Origin of the sequence: Colwellia sp. MB3u-8 (assembly GCF_014076985.1) — a bacterium.
Taxonomy (GTDB): Bacteria; Pseudomonadota; Gammaproteobacteria; order Enterobacterales; family Alteromonadaceae; genus Cognaticolwellia.
This window is the reverse complement of sequence record NZ_JACGVA010000072.1, coordinates 19,801-37,461: the sequence shown is the minus strand read 5'-3', so window position 1 is coordinate 37,461 and position 17,661 is coordinate 19,801. Positions and strand designations below refer to the sequence as shown.

The following is a 17,661-nucleotide window of genomic DNA, read 5'->3' as shown; positions in this document are numbered from 1 at the left end:
GAGCTAAACTTTACTAGCTGAAATATAGCCCGATATAAAACCATGTCTTTGCCTATTAACCTAGTGATGACTAATAACATAATATAACTAACACAAGCTTGCATACGTATTCAAAGTGCTGTGTTAGCTTGAGTCAGGTTATTATCTTGGTTATTAGATAAAAAATTCAATAAAGGGCTTTATCTTGCGTTCACTTTTACTGATAAAAAGTACTTGTCTATTTGTACTCTTATTCGCGGTCCAAACCATGGCCAGCGAAAAAAATAGCTACCTAAACCATCAACTAAAAGATCAAAGCTTAGTGATCACCACAACACTAGGACCCTTGACCTTAAGTGCCTATAGCGACTATGCGATTGAAGCACATTATCAATATAAAAATAAACGCAATAATGCCGCATTTTTACCTTCATATGCCATTAAAGAACAGGCCCTAAAGCAAAGTTTTGTGGTCAGCGAAAATCCACAGCAACTGATACTCTCTGCTGGAAAACTTAACGCGGTCATTAATAAATCGCCTTTTAGCATTAGCTATTATCAAGGCGACAAATTGTTAGTTTCAGAAGAAGCCGGATTTTTTCTCAGTACAGCGGCAGAAAATAATCAAGCATATAATGTGCAAGGCTTTCGTTTTAAGTTAAGTGCAAACGAAAAGCTCTTAGGTGGTGGTGAACGGGTATTAGGTATGGACAGGCGTGGTCATCGTATGCCGTTATATAATCGCGCACATTACGGTTATGAAACCCAATCAAACCAAATGAATTTCAGTTTACCTGCCGTATTCTCGAGTAATAAATACATTTTGTTATTTGATAACTCAGCAAAAGGTTGGATGGATTTAGGCAAGTCAGAACAAAACATTATGCAATTTGAAGCGGTATCAGGTCGTATGTCTTATCTGGTTTTTGCTGGCAAGACTTACCCTGAACTTATCAATAATTATGTTGATGTTACCGGTAAGCAACCCATGCCACCACGCTGGGCGCTAGGTAACTACGCCTCGCGTTTTGGTTATCGTACTGAACAAGAAGTACGAGATACGGTTAATAAATTTATCGACTTAGACTTTCCTCTTGACGCGTTAATACTCGACCTATACTGGTTTGGTAAAGACATTAAAGGCCACATGGGTAACTTAGCATGGGATAAAGCCGCCTTTCCCACCCCAACAAAAATGATCAGTGACATTAAAGCGCAAGGCGTGAACACCATACTAATCACCGAGCCGTTTGTACTGACCAGCTCGAACAAATGGGCTGATGCCGAAAAAAGTCAGGCTTTAGCGAAAAACACTGACGGTAACGCCAAGCGTTTTGACTTTTACTTTGGCAATACCGGCTTAGTCGATGTCTTTAGCGATAAAGGAAAAACCTGGTTCAATAGCATATATAAAACCTTATATCAGCAAGGCGTAACGGGTTGGTGGGGTGATTTAGGTGAGCCAGAGGTTCACCCTAGTGACATTTTACATACCTTAAGCGACGGTAACGTGGTCAATGGCGATGCTATTCATAATGTGTATGGTCATCAGTGGGCTAAAATGGTTTTTGAAAATCAGCTCAGCTTAGCGCCCAACGAGCGGCCATTTATTTTGATGCGTTCAGGTTTTGCCGGTTCACAACGCTATGGCATGATCCCATGGACTGGTGATGTCAGTCGCGCTTGGGGCGGATTAAAACCCCAAGTAGAGCTTAGCCTACAAATGGGTGTGTTAGGCATGGGTTATACCCATTCAGATTTAGGCGGCTTTGCTGGCGGTGAAACTTTTAATAAAGAGCTATATATTCGCTGGTTACAATACGGTGTATTTCAACCTATATACCGTCCACATGCACAAGATAATATAGCGCCAGAAGTCGTATTTCATGATAAAGAAACCCAAGATATTTTGCGAAAATTTATCAAGCTTAGATATAACTTACTGCCTTACAATTACACCTTAGCCTATCAAAATAGCACCACGGGTATGCCCTTAATGCGCCCGCTATTTTTTGCTAACGAGCTTAATGAAACGACCGTATATAAGCGTGATGGCGCGCTTAAAGATAAGTCTGAAAATGAGCTTAAAGATAAGCTTGAAAATGAAAGAAGCCTAAGCTTAATGGACAATGCAACCAGTTATTTTTGGGGCGATGCTTTTTTAGTAACACCCATTGTAGATGCTGGCGTAAAATCAGTATCAATCCCTTTACCCAAAGGCGTTTGGTTTGATTACTTCACCGATAAAAAGTATCAAGGCGAACAGACCATTTCTTTAGCCACCAACCTAGACACCCTGCCTGTATTGGTTCGCGCGGGGGCATTTATTCCCATGATTGACGATATTCAATCAACCCAAGATTACGATAGCAGCCAGCTAAGGCTGCATTATTACGCCGATGATTCAGTAAAGCGCAGTGCAGGAAAAATGTATGAAGATGATGGTAAAAGCTTGCAATCATTATCAAAAAATCAGTATGAAATATTACATTTTAGCGCCAAGCAAAATAATTTCAACAAGCATGACTCAGGTGAAAAAAATACAGTATTTTCCTTTAATCGCACCGGTAAAGGTTACCCTAACATGCCAGAAAACAGGCAAATTTCATTAATCATTCATCATTGGCTTACTATGCCTAAAAACATCACGCTTGCAGGTGAAAAATTGCCAATAGGCCCTAATACAGCCGAGTCTGAGGTTTATTGGCATAAAACAGCAAAGACACTAACAGTGAAATTTAATTGGCAACACCAACCATTAACGCTCAGTATAGATAATTAAGTAAAATACAACTAAATGGTAACGTTAAGACAAAAAATACCATTTTATTATACCGCTGAATACGTATGTAGAAGATAGCTGTTCAGCGTTATTATGAGTATATTTAGATTATTAAACTCGCTAAAATCATTAATTATAAGAGTCCGCTACATGACCACAACTGATGCCGATACGAATAAAAGTATCAATGAACATAAAAATAAAAACACCTCTACCGCTCACCAAAAACCCCGCCTTAACTTTTGGCAAATATGGAACGTAAGTTTTGGTTTTTTAGGCGTGCAGTTTGGCTTTGCTTTACAAAATGCCAATGCCAGCCGAATACTTTCAGACTTAGGGGCTGATCTACACTCTTTATCCTTATTTTGGTTAGTCGCGCCCATTATGGGATTGTTAATTCAACCCATAGTAGGCGCCGCATCAGACAAAACCTGGAGTCGTTTAGGTCGACGTAACCCTTACATTTTAGCGGGCGGATTTGCGGCGGCTATTGGCATGCTATTAATGCCAAATTCAGCGACCTTAGCTAGCGTTATTACGCCCTTATTTTTTGGCGCTATGATGCTAGCCTTAATGGATGCGTCGTTCAATTTAGCCTTTCAGCCGTTCCGCGCTTTGGTATCTGACATGGTGCCCGCTGAGCAGCGTAATATTGGCTATTCAATCCAATCTTTTTTAATTAATATTGGTGCCGTTTTTGGCTCCATACTGCCCTTCGTGCTGACCAATGTTGTTGGTTTAGAAAACACCGCTAGCAGCGCAGGGTCAGTTGCCCCTTCCGTTATTTGGGCCTTTTATATTGGCGCCTCAGTCATGCTAGGCTCAGTATTGTGGACAGTATTTAGAACCAAAGAATATGCCCCGGGCACTCATGGCTTAGCCCCATTAGAACAAAGCGATACTGAGCAGACTCTTAGCGATAAATTGACTGAATTTTTTGGCCTAATGAAAACCATGCCCAGTACCATGAAGCAATTAGCCTTGGTGCAATTTTTCTCTTGGTTTGCATTATTTATTATGTGGGTTTATACCATGCCGGCTATCGCTCAGCATATTTGGGGTATTGAGGCTAAATGGTTTGACCCAGATTATTTAGCGTCTATCGGTACCATACCTGCACATATTGCTAACGCAAAAGGCAGCGCTGGAGATTGGGTGGGTATCATTTTCGCTGCTTACTCTTTTTTTGCCGCGATAGCTTCATTATTTATGGCTAAAGTAGCCAGTAAAATTGGTCGTAAACTCACTTACTCTGTCTCGTTACTTGCCGGTGGTATTGGTTACTTAAGTATTATGCTGATGCAAAACCCTGAGTTAATCATGGTCAACTTAGGGATTACTCAAATTGAAGTGCCACAAGGCGCAGTAGACTTATTCTTACCTATGGTAGGTATTGGTATTGCTTGGGCGGCAATATTAGCTATGCCATACGCCATTTTAGCCGGCTCATTACCCGTGAAACAAACAGGCGTTTATATGGGAATATTTAACTTCACCATTGCTGCGCCTCAAATTGTTTCAGGTATTTTTGCTGGCTGGATATTAACCGCCGTTTTTGATAACCAAGCGGTTTATATTATTATGATGGCAGGTGTCTCAATGATATTAGCGGCTCTGTCGGTCTATTTTGTCAAAGATGGTACAGAGGATAAAATAGCAAGCCAAAATGCTGACTAACCATTTAAGCGCAGCGTTATGGATATTAACTATTAGGCTTTATGCTAGTAGTTAATATCCAGTAGTTACTAGTTAATAGTTAGTAGTTAATACCCAGAGGATTTTCTAATCACTAATTCTGGCGTTATTAAGACCGTTGAAGTCTCTTTACCATTAATTGAGTCAAGTAAGGTGTTTACTAATAGCTCACCGGCTATTTGAGTATCTTGCTTAACCGTTGTTAAAGGCGGAAAGGTAAAGCTAGCAATGGCAATATCATCAAAGCCAACAACAGCCACTTGCTCAGGTATGTTTATATCACGTTCTTTAAGTGCTCTCATCGCGCCAATAGCAATTAAATCGCTAGCCGCACAAATTGCATCAAATTCTTGCCCACTTGCTATCAATTCACAAGCCGCCTTGTAACCTGCCTCTTCAGTGTAAAAGGCATTAAACTGCATGTTAGTGTTCACTACTAAGCTATTATCTTTTAGTGCTTGGCAATGGCCTTTGTAGCGATCGAAAAATTCAGGCGCATGACTAGAAGCACTGCCTAAAAAGGCAAAGTGTTTTCTCCCTTGCTTAATCACGTGCTCAGTAATTTCTTTGCCACCAAGAAAATTATCACAACCTATAGAGACCACAGGTAAATTTTTAACTTCTGCACCCCAGCGCACAAAATGTGTTCCTTGTTCGCTCAATTTAATTAACTTTTCTTCATAATCAACGTAATCGCCATAGCCCAATAATATCAAGCCGTCTGCTTTATTACTGTCTTCAAAATCTGCGTGCCAGTCATTACTCGCTTGTTGAAAAGAGACTAATAAGTCATAACCTTTATGTGCACAAGCTCTCGTTATGCTACCTAACATAGAAAGGAAAAAGGGATTAATCGCTGAATTGTCATTGGTGGGGTCTTCAAATAATAACAAGGCAATAGTGTCACAATGCTGTGAGCGTAAGTTGCTGGCATTTTTATCTACTTTGTAATTTAATGCTGTAGCAATAGCCTGAATTTTTTGTCGAGTTTCAACATTAACTAAAGGACTATTGCGTAGTGCTCTAGAGACTGTTGACTGAGAAACACCGGCTTGATAGGCGATATCAAAAGAAGTAGCTTTTTCTTTCACTTGGATAATCTCTAAAAAATATGTTTAAAAAACAATGTCTTTAAAGGGATATTTAAAGGTGTATTTAAAAACGAAGATAATGAGAATATACCTGAGCAAGTAACAGATGTATATAGTGTATGTAACGCGCAAACGTCATAACCAGATCATTATAAATTCTGCCTATGATAGATAATAATATCCCTGTAAAAATGTTAATACCATGGCAAGCATGATGGCTTTTCACAATGGCATTGATACTAAGAAAAACAACAAAGCTCATCAGTAAATTATTGATTAACTTGCGCCTGTAACAGATTTTGTTACAGGCTCATTAACTTATACAGACGATGTTGCTTCAATAGTAAAAATAACATCTTTGATAATACCGCAGCGCTAATGGGTGATAAATAAATGCTCTATGGCGTTTTGTACCCAAAGCAGCATAAAATAATAACAATTTTTGTCACCATGTAAAGTCGATACGAGCATAAAATCTATGCTTTATTTTTTTGCAAATAATACATTAAATAACCGTTCATATTACTTAAGCCCTGCATCTGTCAAAACAACAGCTTTGGCTTTGCCATCAAAGTCCGTTAAAGCGGGGGAAGATCATGATCCGTTTAAGCAACTTAGTTGCTTTGGATTAATTGCAGTGCTAACATTTGTGAGTACAATGCTAATTTAAGGTAACTTATAATGGACACTCGCATTCAATTTAGAATTGATGAAGAAACGAAACGTTTGGCGCAACTAATGGCCGAAAGCCAAGGCCGTACTCTTAGCGACGCATGCCGAGAACTTGCAGAAGGTTTAGCAGAAGAACAGAGAAAAGCTATGAGCCATGATGCATGGTTATCGGAACAAATAAATGCAGCATTTGACAAGTTTGATAACGGAAAAGCTAATTTTATTGTACATGATGAAGCAAAATCATTAATGGAAGCAAGAAAACATAAAATCCGTAATAGAAAAAAATCATGATCTTTTGGGAAGAAGAATCACTAAATGATCGTGAAAAAATATTTGAATTTCTTTTTAATTTTAATCCAAGTGCAGCAGAAAAAACTGATCAAACTATTGAAGCTAAAATTGAAAACTTACTAGAACACCCACTAATGGGTGTTAAAAGAGATATTTTTCGTGGAAGAGTGCTAATCATTCCAGAAATATCAATGATTGTTTCTTATTGGGTCGATGGTGATACGATTAGAATAATGCGAGTTTTACACCAAAAGCAGAATTTCCCATCAGAATAAAGGCACCAACGTTGCGATAAGCGGCTAAGTGCAATTTGCTAAACTGCGCAGAGCGCGAGCAAACTGTATGTGTCCGTTAAAGTGAGGGGAAGATCATTTTCTGTTTAAATGCCTTATAGGTTTATCTACGCTTACGCTCAGTTCGTTTTGCTATTTCGGGAACACTTTCCGCAGGGCTTGCAATTGTTCTAATTGACACTTCGGGATCGTCCCCGAGAACTTGTTTAAAACAATAATTTAATGTTTTTCCCGTTTTTTTAGACATTTCTATTGCCTCATCAATTTTATCTCCTGAGATTCCTCCTTCACCACCCATAATCATTGATTGCATATGAACAGAGCCATCATCAGGATCTGATGCAGACATAGCGTTAGCGATGAACTCGTCTGGATTGGCTAATAATTGATCCATTTTTTCTTGCATTCCTTGTCCACCAGGGCCGAATGTATGATGGAAACCTGACTCGTCATCATTTTCTAATACTAGTTTAAGTTGGTCATCCTTTGAAAAAGGGATATGAAAATCACTAAAGTTGATGAATTGATGTCCATCAATTCTCATTTGGAAGTGCCAATGAGGGTAATCTGTTTTGGTACCTTCATGCCCTTTGAAATCATTATGAGAACAATCCAATGTCCACTCAATATTTTTCCATTTGATGGTTGTTTCAAATAGCTTTCTGTCGCTACTTTCTTCTTTCAAATTATTTATATTTTTACTACCAGCTTCCGCGTTTGCCACCCAACGCAGATAGACTGAAACATTGTAGAAATCAAATTTATCATAAACAGTATGAAAATCTTTTTTCTTAAACTTACAACGACGTAATAACCAATGAAGACAAGGGTTGTTTTTACTAATTGTAGAGATGGATTTTCCACATATGTAACACTCACCTTTCTGGTAATATTCTAAGAAATTGTTATATTCCTGATCATATCTTTCTCTTTGTATTTCAAAGTGAGCTTGGGCATCTTCTTGAGAAAGGTCTTTAGTTTGCTCTTTAAACAATTGAGCAACTCGCTGAATATCGTCCGACAATGTGACTCCTTAAACCTAACGCCCTGTTAACAGGCAATAAAATAGTTGGTTAAAATAAGCGATGCAGGAGCAAAAACCAATTATTTTTTGTCCTTGTTTAACAGCTTATAGTCATTTATTCAGAAAAAGCAAATGTCACAATTTCTTTTAATGTAGCTTCACAAGCTGGTGTTAATTCGACACTTCCATCTATATAGTCGCGGACTCTTTTCCATGAGTTAAAAGGCTTATCTGACGCTTTAGTCTTTTCATTTTGATCTTGATCCCACAATACATGCTCAAAAGTGTCCTCAACCTGAAAAACTTTTGGTGCAGTTGCTACAGCAGCGATTTTGGCGTTCGCTTTAAAAGGGTGTATATGACTTTTTTCTTCTAGTTGCTCGTCATTTAAACCTTTTCTATCTGTGTCATGAATTACCCTGTAATCTATTTCTAAGGCGTTTAATACTTTAGCTATTGCAGTTATTGTCCACTTTCCACCAGCTGAAATGACTGTAGTGTCTTTATCTAAACTACCTGTAACATTCAATTTTTTAGCTAATTCTCCAACCATCCTGAATACTGCAACCTCGGTATCCCCTTCAACGATAACAACGCGCTTTGCAAATAAACTTTCACAAACTGTTGGATGGAAATCGAGTGTGGCTCGCAGTCTTACTCTTTCGTCATAATCATCTGTTTTTTCAAAAATTTCACTAGAAACTTGATGAACTACACGTCTATTCCCTGCGTCTCTTTTAATCAACTTTAATGATTCAGGCTTATCTGCCAAATTAATTAAAAATGGGGAATGTGTAGAACATATAACTTGCCATTTAGGTGAGTCTGACCTTGTTTGAAGGGTATTCTTTAAACGCCTCATTAAATGTGGATGTATATATAACTCAGGCTCTTCATACAATACAATTACAGTTCGTTGCTCTCCTGCAACCTCTGATTCAACCTCCGCATTTGCTTCTAACATTGCAAATGCTAAAGCTCTTTGTACACCACTACCTTGATATTGAAGACTTGTTTCGATTTCCTCATCTATTAAAAACGTAGCGGCTTTCATAAATAATGGTTCAATATCAATATCACCAACAGCCAAACGAACTTTAGAATCAAAATCTAATATTTGATTTAATGTGTTTGAAACTTTGCCTAAGGCATCATCCAAACCCTCGATCTCACTTCCATCATCAGCTTGACCTTTTAACTTATTTTGTAAGTCATTGGCTTTGGATATGTAATCTGTATACGTGTGATCATTTTTTACTTTAGGGAAAAGCTTATTCATGAATAAAAATGAAAACGGACTACTGTTGGTTGTTTTTAGTTCGTCCTCGATCTTAAAGCTAGCAGGAACATACATGACATGAGGTACAGCTTGTTGAAGTGAGTTAGCAAATTTTTTGATGTGCCAACCTTCTGAAGCTACAACATCTTGAGGATGGTTTTCTAGAGTATATGCCTCAACTTCCGCAATCCGTTCAGAAAAATCTGATGCTTTGGTTATATTAAGAGCTTTAAATATAATTTTACACAAGTCATTTTTTTTTGCATTGGTGAACGTTTCACCGCTCCAAGGGTACATAGTCTCAAGGTTAAAAACCGAGTAATCATATGTGTAATCAGTTTTGTCAGAGTTCCATTGAGACGACATTTTTATTTGAAGACTTTCACCGTGTAGAAGAGTCGAAATTGATGATTTGTTTTTTTCCCACTCTTCTAGTTGATTGAACTTACAAACAATCTCCATTGTTTCATCTGAATGGATTTGCCCTGGCCAATCTTCAATTTTTGGTTTTTTATTATCGAGAACAAGATGGATGGCATTTAATATTGTAGACTTCCCAATATTATTGGGCCCGACTAAAGTGGTGAAATTTTCGATATCTATTTCAGCAAAACCTATGCCTCGAAAGTTACTTATTGTTAATTTAACTAATTTCATTTATCTAACTCCATGATGATGAATCTTCCGAATGACATAACAGCTTATTATGTATACGTCTCAGTATCACACGCACCATAATTAACATTAAATTAACATTAAACCCCCATATTTTCAAAGTATTAGAAACTAGTAATGCTAACTCACATGCATATTAGGGCGTATTACATAAGACCTCTCAGTAATACGCCCCAACCAATGAAACAATAAAAATACATTAAATTCAATTGGTTAAGTTTATTTTTTGACTGTTTATTATGAAAAATATTTTGTTACTAATACGTCTTAGTAACAAACCTCGAAAAATCAAACTGACTTGCATATAAAAGGGCATTACATGGTTTACGCTAGTAGTTAATTTATTAGAAAATATAGGGCAAGATTTTTAGCTGGAAGGTCAACAATTTCAATTCTGATCTAACGTTACAACTCAGGTATATAGCCGTCTCATACGAATATTTTCACAAAGAATGTTGATATATTTAAGGGGAAGAAAATAGTCTCTCTTGAGCAGTTTTATCCTTCTTTTCGAAATTGATTTAGGCGCACACTTTGCCTGATAAATTTTGCTCATAGTTTAAATTTTCTAAAGCAGCAGCGTCAATACTCTTCAATATTGTGCTGCGCACCTCGGCACAATATTGTTAACCATTGGCAAGCTTGAATACTCAATGTGCAGGCAGCGTTTGTCTTTAGGTATTTTATCTTAATTGCTATTTTGCTTGGTTCTAAGCGATATTAATGCCCCACGTTAAATCAACTGCCAAAAAGCCATAGCTCATGCTCTATAACACTTGTAGTGCCGTTTAAATAAAGCAATGTACAACCTCCCCCCCAAAAAAGTAAGTGTAAACACGTAGGAAAAGTACGTGCATTCGCCGATATCAACACCTTGAAATGTTTAATAATATTGATACTGCAATAAGTTAGATGATTTCTAAAAACACTGAAATCATCCTCTTTCAACTATAAGGGTAATAAAATGAAAACTATAATTAAATCCGGATTAATGTTGGCAACTTTGGTATCGGCACCTACTTTTGCAGCTTATACCATTGATATTAACGATGAACAAAAAATAACCTTCGGCGGTTATTTTAAAGCAGATCTTCGTTCTGTTAATGGCGATTTAGCTTATAAAGATTTGTGGGTCGGTAGTAATTCTGTAAAAGAAGACACGAATGAAACACGTTTTAATATTCGCGAATCACGTTTTAATATTAAATACCAATATGCTGATATGACAGGCGTATTGGAATGGGATTTCTACGATGACCAACAACCTACGGGTACAACAGAAACAGTTACTGGTGGCCATTCACTACGTTTACGCCATGCATTTATTCAAAAAGGTAACTGGAAAGTGGGTCAAACTTGGTCAACCTTTATGCCATTGGTATCTATTGCTGAAGCGTTAGATTTTGGCGGTGCTCATGTGGGTCAAACGTTTGTACGTCAAGGCCAAATTCGTTATACCGATGGCGGCTTAGAATTAGCCATTGAAAATGCTTCTACACAATCGGGTATTAGCCAAAGCGTTCCTGATGTTGTCGGTCGCTACACTTTTAAAGGTGATTGGGGTCAAGTGGCTGTAGCAGGTTTACTGCGTAATTTAGACGATGGTGGCGATGTCACTAAAGCCGATGGCACGCAATTCTCTTATAACCTTCACGGAAAAATCAAAGCTTACGGTAAAGATGATTTTCGCTTCTCATATAATGGTGGCAACTCGGGCCGTTATGTAAGCCCTGGCGCCAACATACATGATAACGCCAGTGATGGTGACATCTATGATACGCAAGCTTATACCCTAGCTTATAGACACTTTTGGACAGAAGAACTTCGCTCAAACCTCTACTTCGGCGCAGTTAAAATTGATGAGCAAATTGGTACTGACGGTAATGCAACTGACCGTAAACACATTGCAATCAACTTAATGACCAATATCAACCCTAAAACAGTTATTGGGATTGAGCTAGGTAATTACAAAACTGAATCTGCTGACTCAAATTACCTACAGTTATCAGCAAAATATAGCCTTTAATTTTTCACTCAACACTACTGGAGAAATACAATGAAAAAGTTTCCTTTATTATTATTAAGTACGTTAATTGTGAGCAGCTTCTCAGGTGCTGCCATGGCTGAAAAGAAAATGCTTCTTAAGACGCCTATTTATTATAACTCGGTATTACCTAGCTTAGGTTCAACCATTAAATATGTATCTGACAATATTCAAACATTAAGTGGCAACACGTTAAAAATGAAAATTTACGAGCCAAATAAACTCGTGAACCCAAAAGAAATACTGCATGCGGTATCTACAGGTAAGGTACAAGCTGGCTATGCAACCGCCGGTAATTGGGGCGGAAAAATTCCCGCTGCCCGTCTATTTTCAGCGGTACCTTTTGGCCCTGAAGCACCAGAGTATTTAGCCTGGTTCTATCATGGCAACGGCAATAAACTGCATCAAGAGCTTTATGATGACAATAACCTTAATGTAAAAGTGCAAGTGTGTGGTGTTTTAGCGCCTGAAACGTCTGGTTGGTTTAAAGATGAAATTAACAGTCCTCAAGATTTAGACGGCCTAAAAATGCGTTTCTTCGGTTTAGGTGCCCTCGTCATGGAAAAATTAGGGGTTAGTACGGTAGGTTTACCCGGTGGTGAAATATTCCCCGCGATTGAAAAAGGCGTTATTGATGCCACTGAATTTTCAATGCCGGTAGTTGATCAACGTATCGGTTTGAAAAAGCTATTAAAATACAATTATTTTCCTGGTTGGCATCAACAAGCCACGATAATGGAACTGATTATCAATAAAGATACCTGGAAGAAAATGAGTGAACGTCAACAGTCAGTTATTGAACACTTATGTAAATCAGCAACGTTAGAAGCCATTGCGCTTGGTGAAGCAATTCAAGCCCCCGTTATGAAGCAGAATATTGAAGATGGCGTAATCAATAAATATTGGTCACCTGAAATGTTATCTACCTTCAAAACTAAGTGGGATGAAGTGGTTGTCGAACAATCGGCAGAAGATCCCGCCTTTAAGAAAATACATGATGACTTAGCTAAGTTCCGTAAAAATTACGACTTATGGGAATCAAACGCTTTCTTACCTCGTCCAAAACCTAGCCTTTAAATTAAACGCTTACTTATGTGCAGTAACTCCCCGGATTTGCACAGCCTAGAACCTTAGGGTTCTAGGTTTTTTTTATTGAATTAGGAGAATCTTATGACTGATTCACTGTCCACCCCTACCCGCTCTGTAGCACGATTAATGCTAAAAACAGCCGACATATTTGAGGCAATAATTCTGAAAGTGGCTGCCGTTTGTTGTTGGTCTTCAGCATTATTAATCGCGGTTATTATTCTTAATGTCATCATGCGGTACGGCTTTAGCAATGGCCTAATACTGTTTGAAGAAGTTCAGTGGCATTTATATGCCATAGGTATCATGTTCGGTTTATCGTATGCCGAAATTACTAACTCGCAAGTAAGAGTTGATGTTGTTGCCTCAATGTTAAAACCTAAAACAGTGCTGAAATGGGAAATATTTGGTGCGGTATTTTTTGTCTTCCCAACCATTTTTGTGATTTTATTTAATAGTATCGATTATGTCTCAAGTTCATATTTACTTAGCGAAGGTTCATCTTCCCCCCTAGGTATGCCATTTCGATGGGTCATTAAAGCGGCTATTCCTGCAAGCTTCATCTTGCTCGCTATGGCGATTCTCGCACGACTGTTCCGAAATATTATTACCATAAACCAAAAGGAGACGTGATCATGGCTATTAATGAAATTCTAGTTATCAGCATGTTTTTAACCTTCATTGCCTTTTTATTTACGGGTATTCCAATCGCCTATGTTTTAGCCGGTGTTGGTATTCTATTTGGTGGTATAGGCTATCTGTCAGATATACATTTGGATACGTTTACCGGCCTTGACCTAAATGTTTTAGGACTAGTCGTTTCACGGATATTTTCTTTAATGGAAAACTGGGTGCTGGTTGCCTTGCCCATGTTCATTTTTATGGGCTTAATGCTGGATAAATCAGGCGTTGCACAGCGCATGATGATGGCAATGCAAGAACTTTTTGGCCGTGTTCGTGGCGGTTTAGGTGTCACAGTAACCTTAATCGGTATTCTTTTAGCTGCCTCTACTGGTATTGTTGGTGCCTCTGTTGTTTTACTTGGCTTGCTATCCATACCTGCCATGATGAAGCAAAATTATTCAAAAACTTTTGCTACTGGCATAGTCTGTAGTGCCGGTTGTTTGGGTATTTTAATACCACCCAGTATTATGTTAGTGATCATGGCTGATCAACTCGCGCTGTCTGTCGGTGATTTATTTACTGCCGCTGTATTTCCGGGTTTAATGTTAGGTATATTATACCTTGCTTATATTTTAGGCTTGTCATTCTTAAATCCTAAAGTTGCCCCAGCACCCGAGAATCCAAGACCATTAACGGCAAGCGTATTAATTGACGTATTTAAAGCCATACTGCCAACACTTGCACTTATCATTGCGGTATTAGGTTCTATTTTTGCAGGTATTGCCACCCCGACTGAAGCCAGTGGTGTTGGTGCGTTAGGGGCAACCATATTAGCGGCAATGAATAAGAAACTAAATCTAAAGATTTTTCATGAAGTGTTAATGGCATCCTACAAAACCACGGCTTATATTTTTGCGATTTTTATTGGCGCGACAATATTTTCACTGGTGCTACGTGAACTTGGCGGTGATGAATTTATATCGAGTATGTTAACGGGCTTACCTTTTGGTCCGTATGGTGTATTGATCGTTATTCTGCTGATCGTATTCTTATTAGGGTTTTTGTTGGATTGGATAGAAATCACCTTAATTGTACTACCTTTATTAGCACCGGTAATAGGTATGTTAGATTTTGGTATTGGCAGTGTGAACGGTTTAGATCAACCAGTGTTAGTGTGGTTTGTGATGTTAATAGCGCTCACTTTACAAACGTCATTCTTAACCCCACCGGTTGGTTTTGCTTTGTTTTACTTAAAAGGTGTTTGTCCACCTGAAATTAAGTTAACTGATATTTATAAAGGGGTTATACCTTTTATTATCTTACAATTAATGGGGCTTGGCGCCTTGATCTTGTATCCTGAAGTCGCCTTATGGCTGCCATCTATGGTGTATGGCAAGTAGCATCTTGACTAAATATTTTAGCTAGTTCTTTTTAACTAAAAAGAATAGATTAGATTATAGCTTTAGGACAGAGTAACTTCTGTCTTAAAGCTCAGCTAGTTAATTAATGAGTAAGCGTTTTTATACTAGATGAGGTTTTGTCCTAGTCTTAAACAAGCTCAACTAAACCATTAACTATTAACTATTAACTATTAAGCTTAAAGCAAAGTTATCTCTACATCACTCCAAGTTCGAATTTATGCGCTAACATTTATGCCTTGCTGACATGTAGACATGTTATGTCCTCATCAAGGCTTAAGTGATATAAGACGGTTTTTTACCTCATCAGAAATAATGGCTTAAATTTTCGTAACCTTGTTTGATGTGATCAATTAGCAGTTTAATCTTAAGAGGTAAATGCTTAGTGTATGGATATATCGCATAAACCCCAAGCTCTCGAGGTTTGTGATCCGGTAATAGCTCGATTAACAGCCCTTTGTTAAGATCTTGATAAACACTGCATTTAGGAATATAAGCAATGCCGTAACCCGCAAGTGCTAAGGTCCGTAATGCTTGAGAGTTATTCGTTGCAAAACTACCTGATATTTTTACTTGCTGCTGATGCTCCCCTTGACTAAAGCGCCACTCATTTGCCCCTTGGTTTTGATAGGTATAAGCGAGGCAATTATGCTGAACTAAATCAGTTGGCACTTGAGGTGTACCATGTTTTTCAATATATTTTGGCGAACAGCAAACAACCCAGTGTGACGTAATTAACGATTTAGCAATAAGACTTGAATCATCTAATACTCCGGTTCGAATAGCTAAATCGATCCCTTCTTTTATCAAGTCGACGAATTCATTCTCTAAATTCACTTCGATAGAAAGGTCAGGATAACGTTCACCAAACTCAGCAATACATTCTGTCAAAAACAATTCACCTGAAATAGTAGGAATTGACATCCGAATATGGCCGCAGACTTTCTCGCTAAAGCCTGAAGCCGTGTCAACCGCCTCCGCTGTTATTTGGCTAATCATTTCGGCTCGTGGAACTAGGGCCTGACCCGCCTCGGTTAATGTTAATCTTCGTGTGGTTCGATACAACAATTGCACACCCAATTCTTTTTCTAACCGGGCTATATGTTTACTAACAACCGAATTAGTCAAATTATTTGTCTCTGCCACCTTACTGAAGCTACCGAGCTTAACTACCTGAGAAAACAAAATTAAATCATTAGCCAGCATTATTAATCAACTTTTGGAAACAATGTTATTCATTATCTCTATTTATCATAAAAATATAAAGCGTAAACTTTCAATTGCTCAATATAAAAAAAATTAACAATAGTAATTTCTTGATACAACAGGAGCCATAAATGATTATTTCAGCGCCAACAGATTACCGAAAAGCAGCAAAAGCTAAACTGCCACCTTTCTTATTTGACTATATTGATGGTGGTTCGTATGGAGAGCATACGTTAAGAAAGAACACTGAAGATTTAGCTGATATAGCATTAAAACAACGTGTTTTAAATAATATGTCTGAGCTTGATTTAAGTACTGAAATTTTTGGTGAAAAAATGGCCTTGCCTATCGCCCTTGCACCTGTGGGGCTAACCGGCATGTATGCTCGCCGAGGTGAAGTTCAAGCGGCAAAAGCTGCTGATAACAAAGGGCTACCCTTTATTATGTCTACCGTTTCGGTTTGCCCGATAGAAGAAGTTACGCCAGCCATTAAACGCCCAATGTGGTTTCAGCTTTACGTGCTTAAAGACCGTGGCTTTATGAAAAATGTGCTTGAGCGAGCAAAGGCTGCAGGTGTTACCACTTTAGTTTTTACCGTTGACATGCCCGTTCCCGGAGCCCGTTATCGTGATATGCATTCAGGTATGAGTGGTGCTAATGCCGCTACCCGCCGAATATTTCAATCAATGCTGCATCCACAATGGGCATTTGATGTCGGCGTTTTTGGTAAGCCCCATGATTTAGGCAATATTTCTACATACCGAGGTGAACCCACAAAGCTAGAAGATTACATTGGTTGGTTAGGTGAAAACTTTGATCCATCCATTTCATGGGCAGATATTGAGTGGGTTCGAGAGTTTTGGGATGGTCCTATGGTGATTAAAGGCATCCTTGATCAACAAGATGCTAAAGATGCCGTTAGTTTTGGTGCCGATGGCATTGTAGTTTCTAATCACGGTGGCCGCCAACTAGACGGTGTTTTATCATCAGTAAAAGCACTACCAAAGATTGCTGATGCCGTTAAAGGTGATTTAAAAATATTTGCCGACTCAGGTATTCGCTCTGGTTTAGATGTCGTAAGAATGCTTGCCCTAGGTGCCGACTGTACTTTACTTGGCCGTTCATATATCTATGCTTTGGCTGCTCAAGGCCAGAAAGGGGTTGAAAATTTACTTTCGATCTACGAGAAAGAGATGCAAATTGCCATGATATTAACCGGTGCCAAATGTATTAATGACCTAACCTATGATTCTTTAGCCCATATTTAGTGATAACCTCTATATGGGTTTTGAAATATAAGCTATTTTTCAGATACGCTAGCCTATGGGTCATTCCATAAGCTAGTTTTTTTTAATCGTATTATCGATAATTGATTCTGTAGTTTTCTTTATAGTTTTAAAAGTGTTTTAAAAGTGTTTAAATTTGGAACCTTAACTAGTATAGGTAGGTTACACAGTGCAATGAGTAGAGTAGATTAACTATTCAAGATAGTGCATTCA

At 38.2% G+C, this 17,661-nt stretch carries 13 protein-coding genes; 9 read left to right on the top strand and 4 right to left on the bottom strand.

Going from position 1 to position 17,661, the window contains the following annotated elements:
- Positions 1-247: 247 nt before the first annotated feature.
- Entirely contained in the window at positions 248-2,761 is a 2,514-nt protein-coding gene (locus tag H4J54_RS16150; RefSeq protein ID WP_182192035.1) for a TIM-barrel domain-containing protein, read from the top strand.
- Between the two features lie 150 nt (positions 2,762-2,911).
- Positions 2,912-4,438 (top strand): MFS transporter, encoded by a 1,527-nt coding sequence (locus H4J54_RS16145; protein ID WP_182192034.1) that lies wholly within the window; start codon positions 2,912-2,914, stop codon positions 4,436-4,438.
- Between the two features lie 86 nt (positions 4,439-4,524).
- Here the strand turns inward: H4J54_RS16145 and H4J54_RS16140 are convergent, their stop codons facing one another.
- The gene (locus H4J54_RS16140) at positions 4,525-5,547 is read right to left on the bottom strand and encodes a LacI family DNA-binding transcriptional regulator (protein ID WP_182192033.1); all 1,023 of its coding nucleotides are present in this window, start codon (positions 5,545-5,547) and stop codon (positions 4,525-4,527) included.
- A gap of 681 nt (positions 5,548-6,228) precedes the next feature.
- Between H4J54_RS16140 and H4J54_RS16135 the strand changes: the two genes are divergently transcribed.
- The gene (locus H4J54_RS16135; protein ID WP_182192032.1) at positions 6,229-6,513 is read left to right on the top strand and encodes a damage-inducible protein J; all 285 of its coding nucleotides are present in this window, start codon (positions 6,229-6,231) and stop codon (positions 6,511-6,513) included.
- Positions 6,510-6,788: a type II toxin-antitoxin system RelE/ParE family toxin gene (locus H4J54_RS16130; protein ID WP_182192031.1), complete on the top strand. Its 279-nt coding sequence runs from the start codon at positions 6,510-6,512 to the stop codon at positions 6,786-6,788. Before H4J54_RS16135 ends, H4J54_RS16130 begins: the two co-directional genes overlap by 4 nt.
- A gap of 121 nt (positions 6,789-6,909) precedes the next feature.
- On the opposite strand, the gene H4J54_RS16125 is transcribed toward H4J54_RS16130, so the two are convergent.
- Together H4J54_RS16125 and H4J54_RS16120 are read right to left on the bottom strand one after the other, a co-directional pair.
- Positions 6,910-7,830: a hypothetical protein gene (locus tag H4J54_RS16125; protein ID WP_182192030.1), complete on the bottom strand. Its 921-nt coding sequence runs from the start codon at positions 7,828-7,830 to the stop codon at positions 6,910-6,912.
- A 115-nt stretch (positions 7,831-7,945) separates the two neighbouring features.
- Positions 7,946-9,766, bottom strand: a complete 1,821-nt coding sequence (locus H4J54_RS16120) for an ATP-dependent endonuclease (protein WP_182192029.1) — start codon at positions 9,764-9,766, stop codon at positions 7,946-7,948.
- A gap of 982 nt (positions 9,767-10,748) precedes the next feature.
- Here H4J54_RS16120 and H4J54_RS16115 point away from each other — a divergent pair.
- The 4 genes from H4J54_RS16115 (at position 10,749) to H4J54_RS16100 (ending at position 14,938) form a co-directional block, all read left to right on the top strand.
- A complete protein-coding gene (locus H4J54_RS16115) occupies positions 10,749-11,810 on the top strand; it encodes a DcaP family trimeric outer membrane transporter (RefSeq protein WP_182192028.1) in 1,062 nt (353 codons plus the stop codon).
- Positions 11,811-11,840: 30 nt separating this feature from the next.
- A complete protein-coding gene (locus tag H4J54_RS16110) occupies positions 11,841-12,905 on the top strand; it encodes a TRAP transporter substrate-binding protein (protein WP_182192027.1) in 1,065 nt (354 codons plus the stop codon).
- A 93-nt stretch (positions 12,906-12,998) separates the two neighbouring features.
- Positions 12,999-13,547 (top strand): TRAP transporter small permease subunit, encoded by a 549-nt coding sequence (locus H4J54_RS16105; protein ID WP_182192026.1) that lies wholly within the window; start codon positions 12,999-13,001, stop codon positions 13,545-13,547.
- Positions 13,548-13,549: 2 nt separating this feature from the next.
- The gene (locus H4J54_RS16100) at positions 13,550-14,938 is read left to right on the top strand and encodes a TRAP transporter large permease subunit (protein WP_182192025.1); all 1,389 of its coding nucleotides are present in this window, start codon (positions 13,550-13,552) and stop codon (positions 14,936-14,938) included.
- 324 nt (positions 14,939-15,262) lie between these two features.
- Here H4J54_RS16100 and H4J54_RS16095 read toward each other — a convergent pair whose 3' ends face one another.
- Positions 15,263-16,162 carry a LysR family transcriptional regulator gene (locus H4J54_RS16095; RefSeq protein ID WP_182192024.1) on the bottom strand — a complete coding sequence of 300 codons (900 nt, stop codon included), beginning with the start codon at positions 16,160-16,162 and terminating at the stop codon, positions 15,263-15,265.
- Positions 16,163-16,293: 131 nt separating this feature from the next.
- Between H4J54_RS16095 and lldD the strand changes: the two genes are divergently transcribed.
- A complete protein-coding gene (gene lldD, locus H4J54_RS16090) occupies positions 16,294-17,430 on the top strand; it encodes an FMN-dependent L-lactate dehydrogenase LldD (RefSeq protein WP_182192023.1) in 1,137 nt (378 codons plus the stop codon).
- Positions 17,431-17,661: the final 231 nt, after the last annotated feature.

Bases quoted from the DNA above. Each gene is read 5' to 3' on its own strand.
- H4J54_RS16150 (WP_182192035.1), top strand. From the start codon at position 248: ATGGCCAGCGAAAAAAATAGCTACCTAAACCATCAACTAAAAGATCAA.
- H4J54_RS16145 (WP_182192034.1), top strand. From the start codon at position 2,912: ATGACCACAACTGATGCCGATACGAATAAAAGTATCAATGAACATAAA.
- H4J54_RS16135 (WP_182192032.1), top strand. From the start codon at position 6,229: ATGGACACTCGCATTCAATTTAGAATTGATGAAGAAACGAAACGTTTG.
- H4J54_RS16130 (WP_182192031.1), top strand. From the start codon at position 6,510: ATGATCTTTTGGGAAGAAGAATCACTAAATGATCGTGAAAAAATATTT.
- H4J54_RS16120 (WP_182192029.1), bottom strand. From the start codon at position 9,766: ATGAAATTAGTTAAATTAACAATAAGTAACTTTCGAGGCATAGGTTTT.
- H4J54_RS16115 (WP_182192028.1), top strand. From the start codon at position 10,749: ATGAAAACTATAATTAAATCCGGATTAATGTTGGCAACTTTGGTATCG.
- H4J54_RS16110 (WP_182192027.1), top strand. From the start codon at position 11,841: ATGAAAAAGTTTCCTTTATTATTATTAAGTACGTTAATTGTGAGCAGC.
- H4J54_RS16105 (WP_182192026.1), top strand. From the start codon at position 12,999: ATGACTGATTCACTGTCCACCCCTACCCGCTCTGTAGCACGATTAATG.
- H4J54_RS16100 (WP_182192025.1), top strand. From the start codon at position 13,550: ATGGCTATTAATGAAATTCTAGTTATCAGCATGTTTTTAACCTTCATT.
- H4J54_RS16095 (WP_182192024.1), bottom strand. From the start codon at position 16,162: ATGCTGGCTAATGATTTAATTTTGTTTTCTCAGGTAGTTAAGCTCGGT.
- lldD (WP_182192023.1), top strand. From the start codon at position 16,294: ATGATTATTTCAGCGCCAACAGATTACCGAAAAGCAGCAAAAGCTAAA.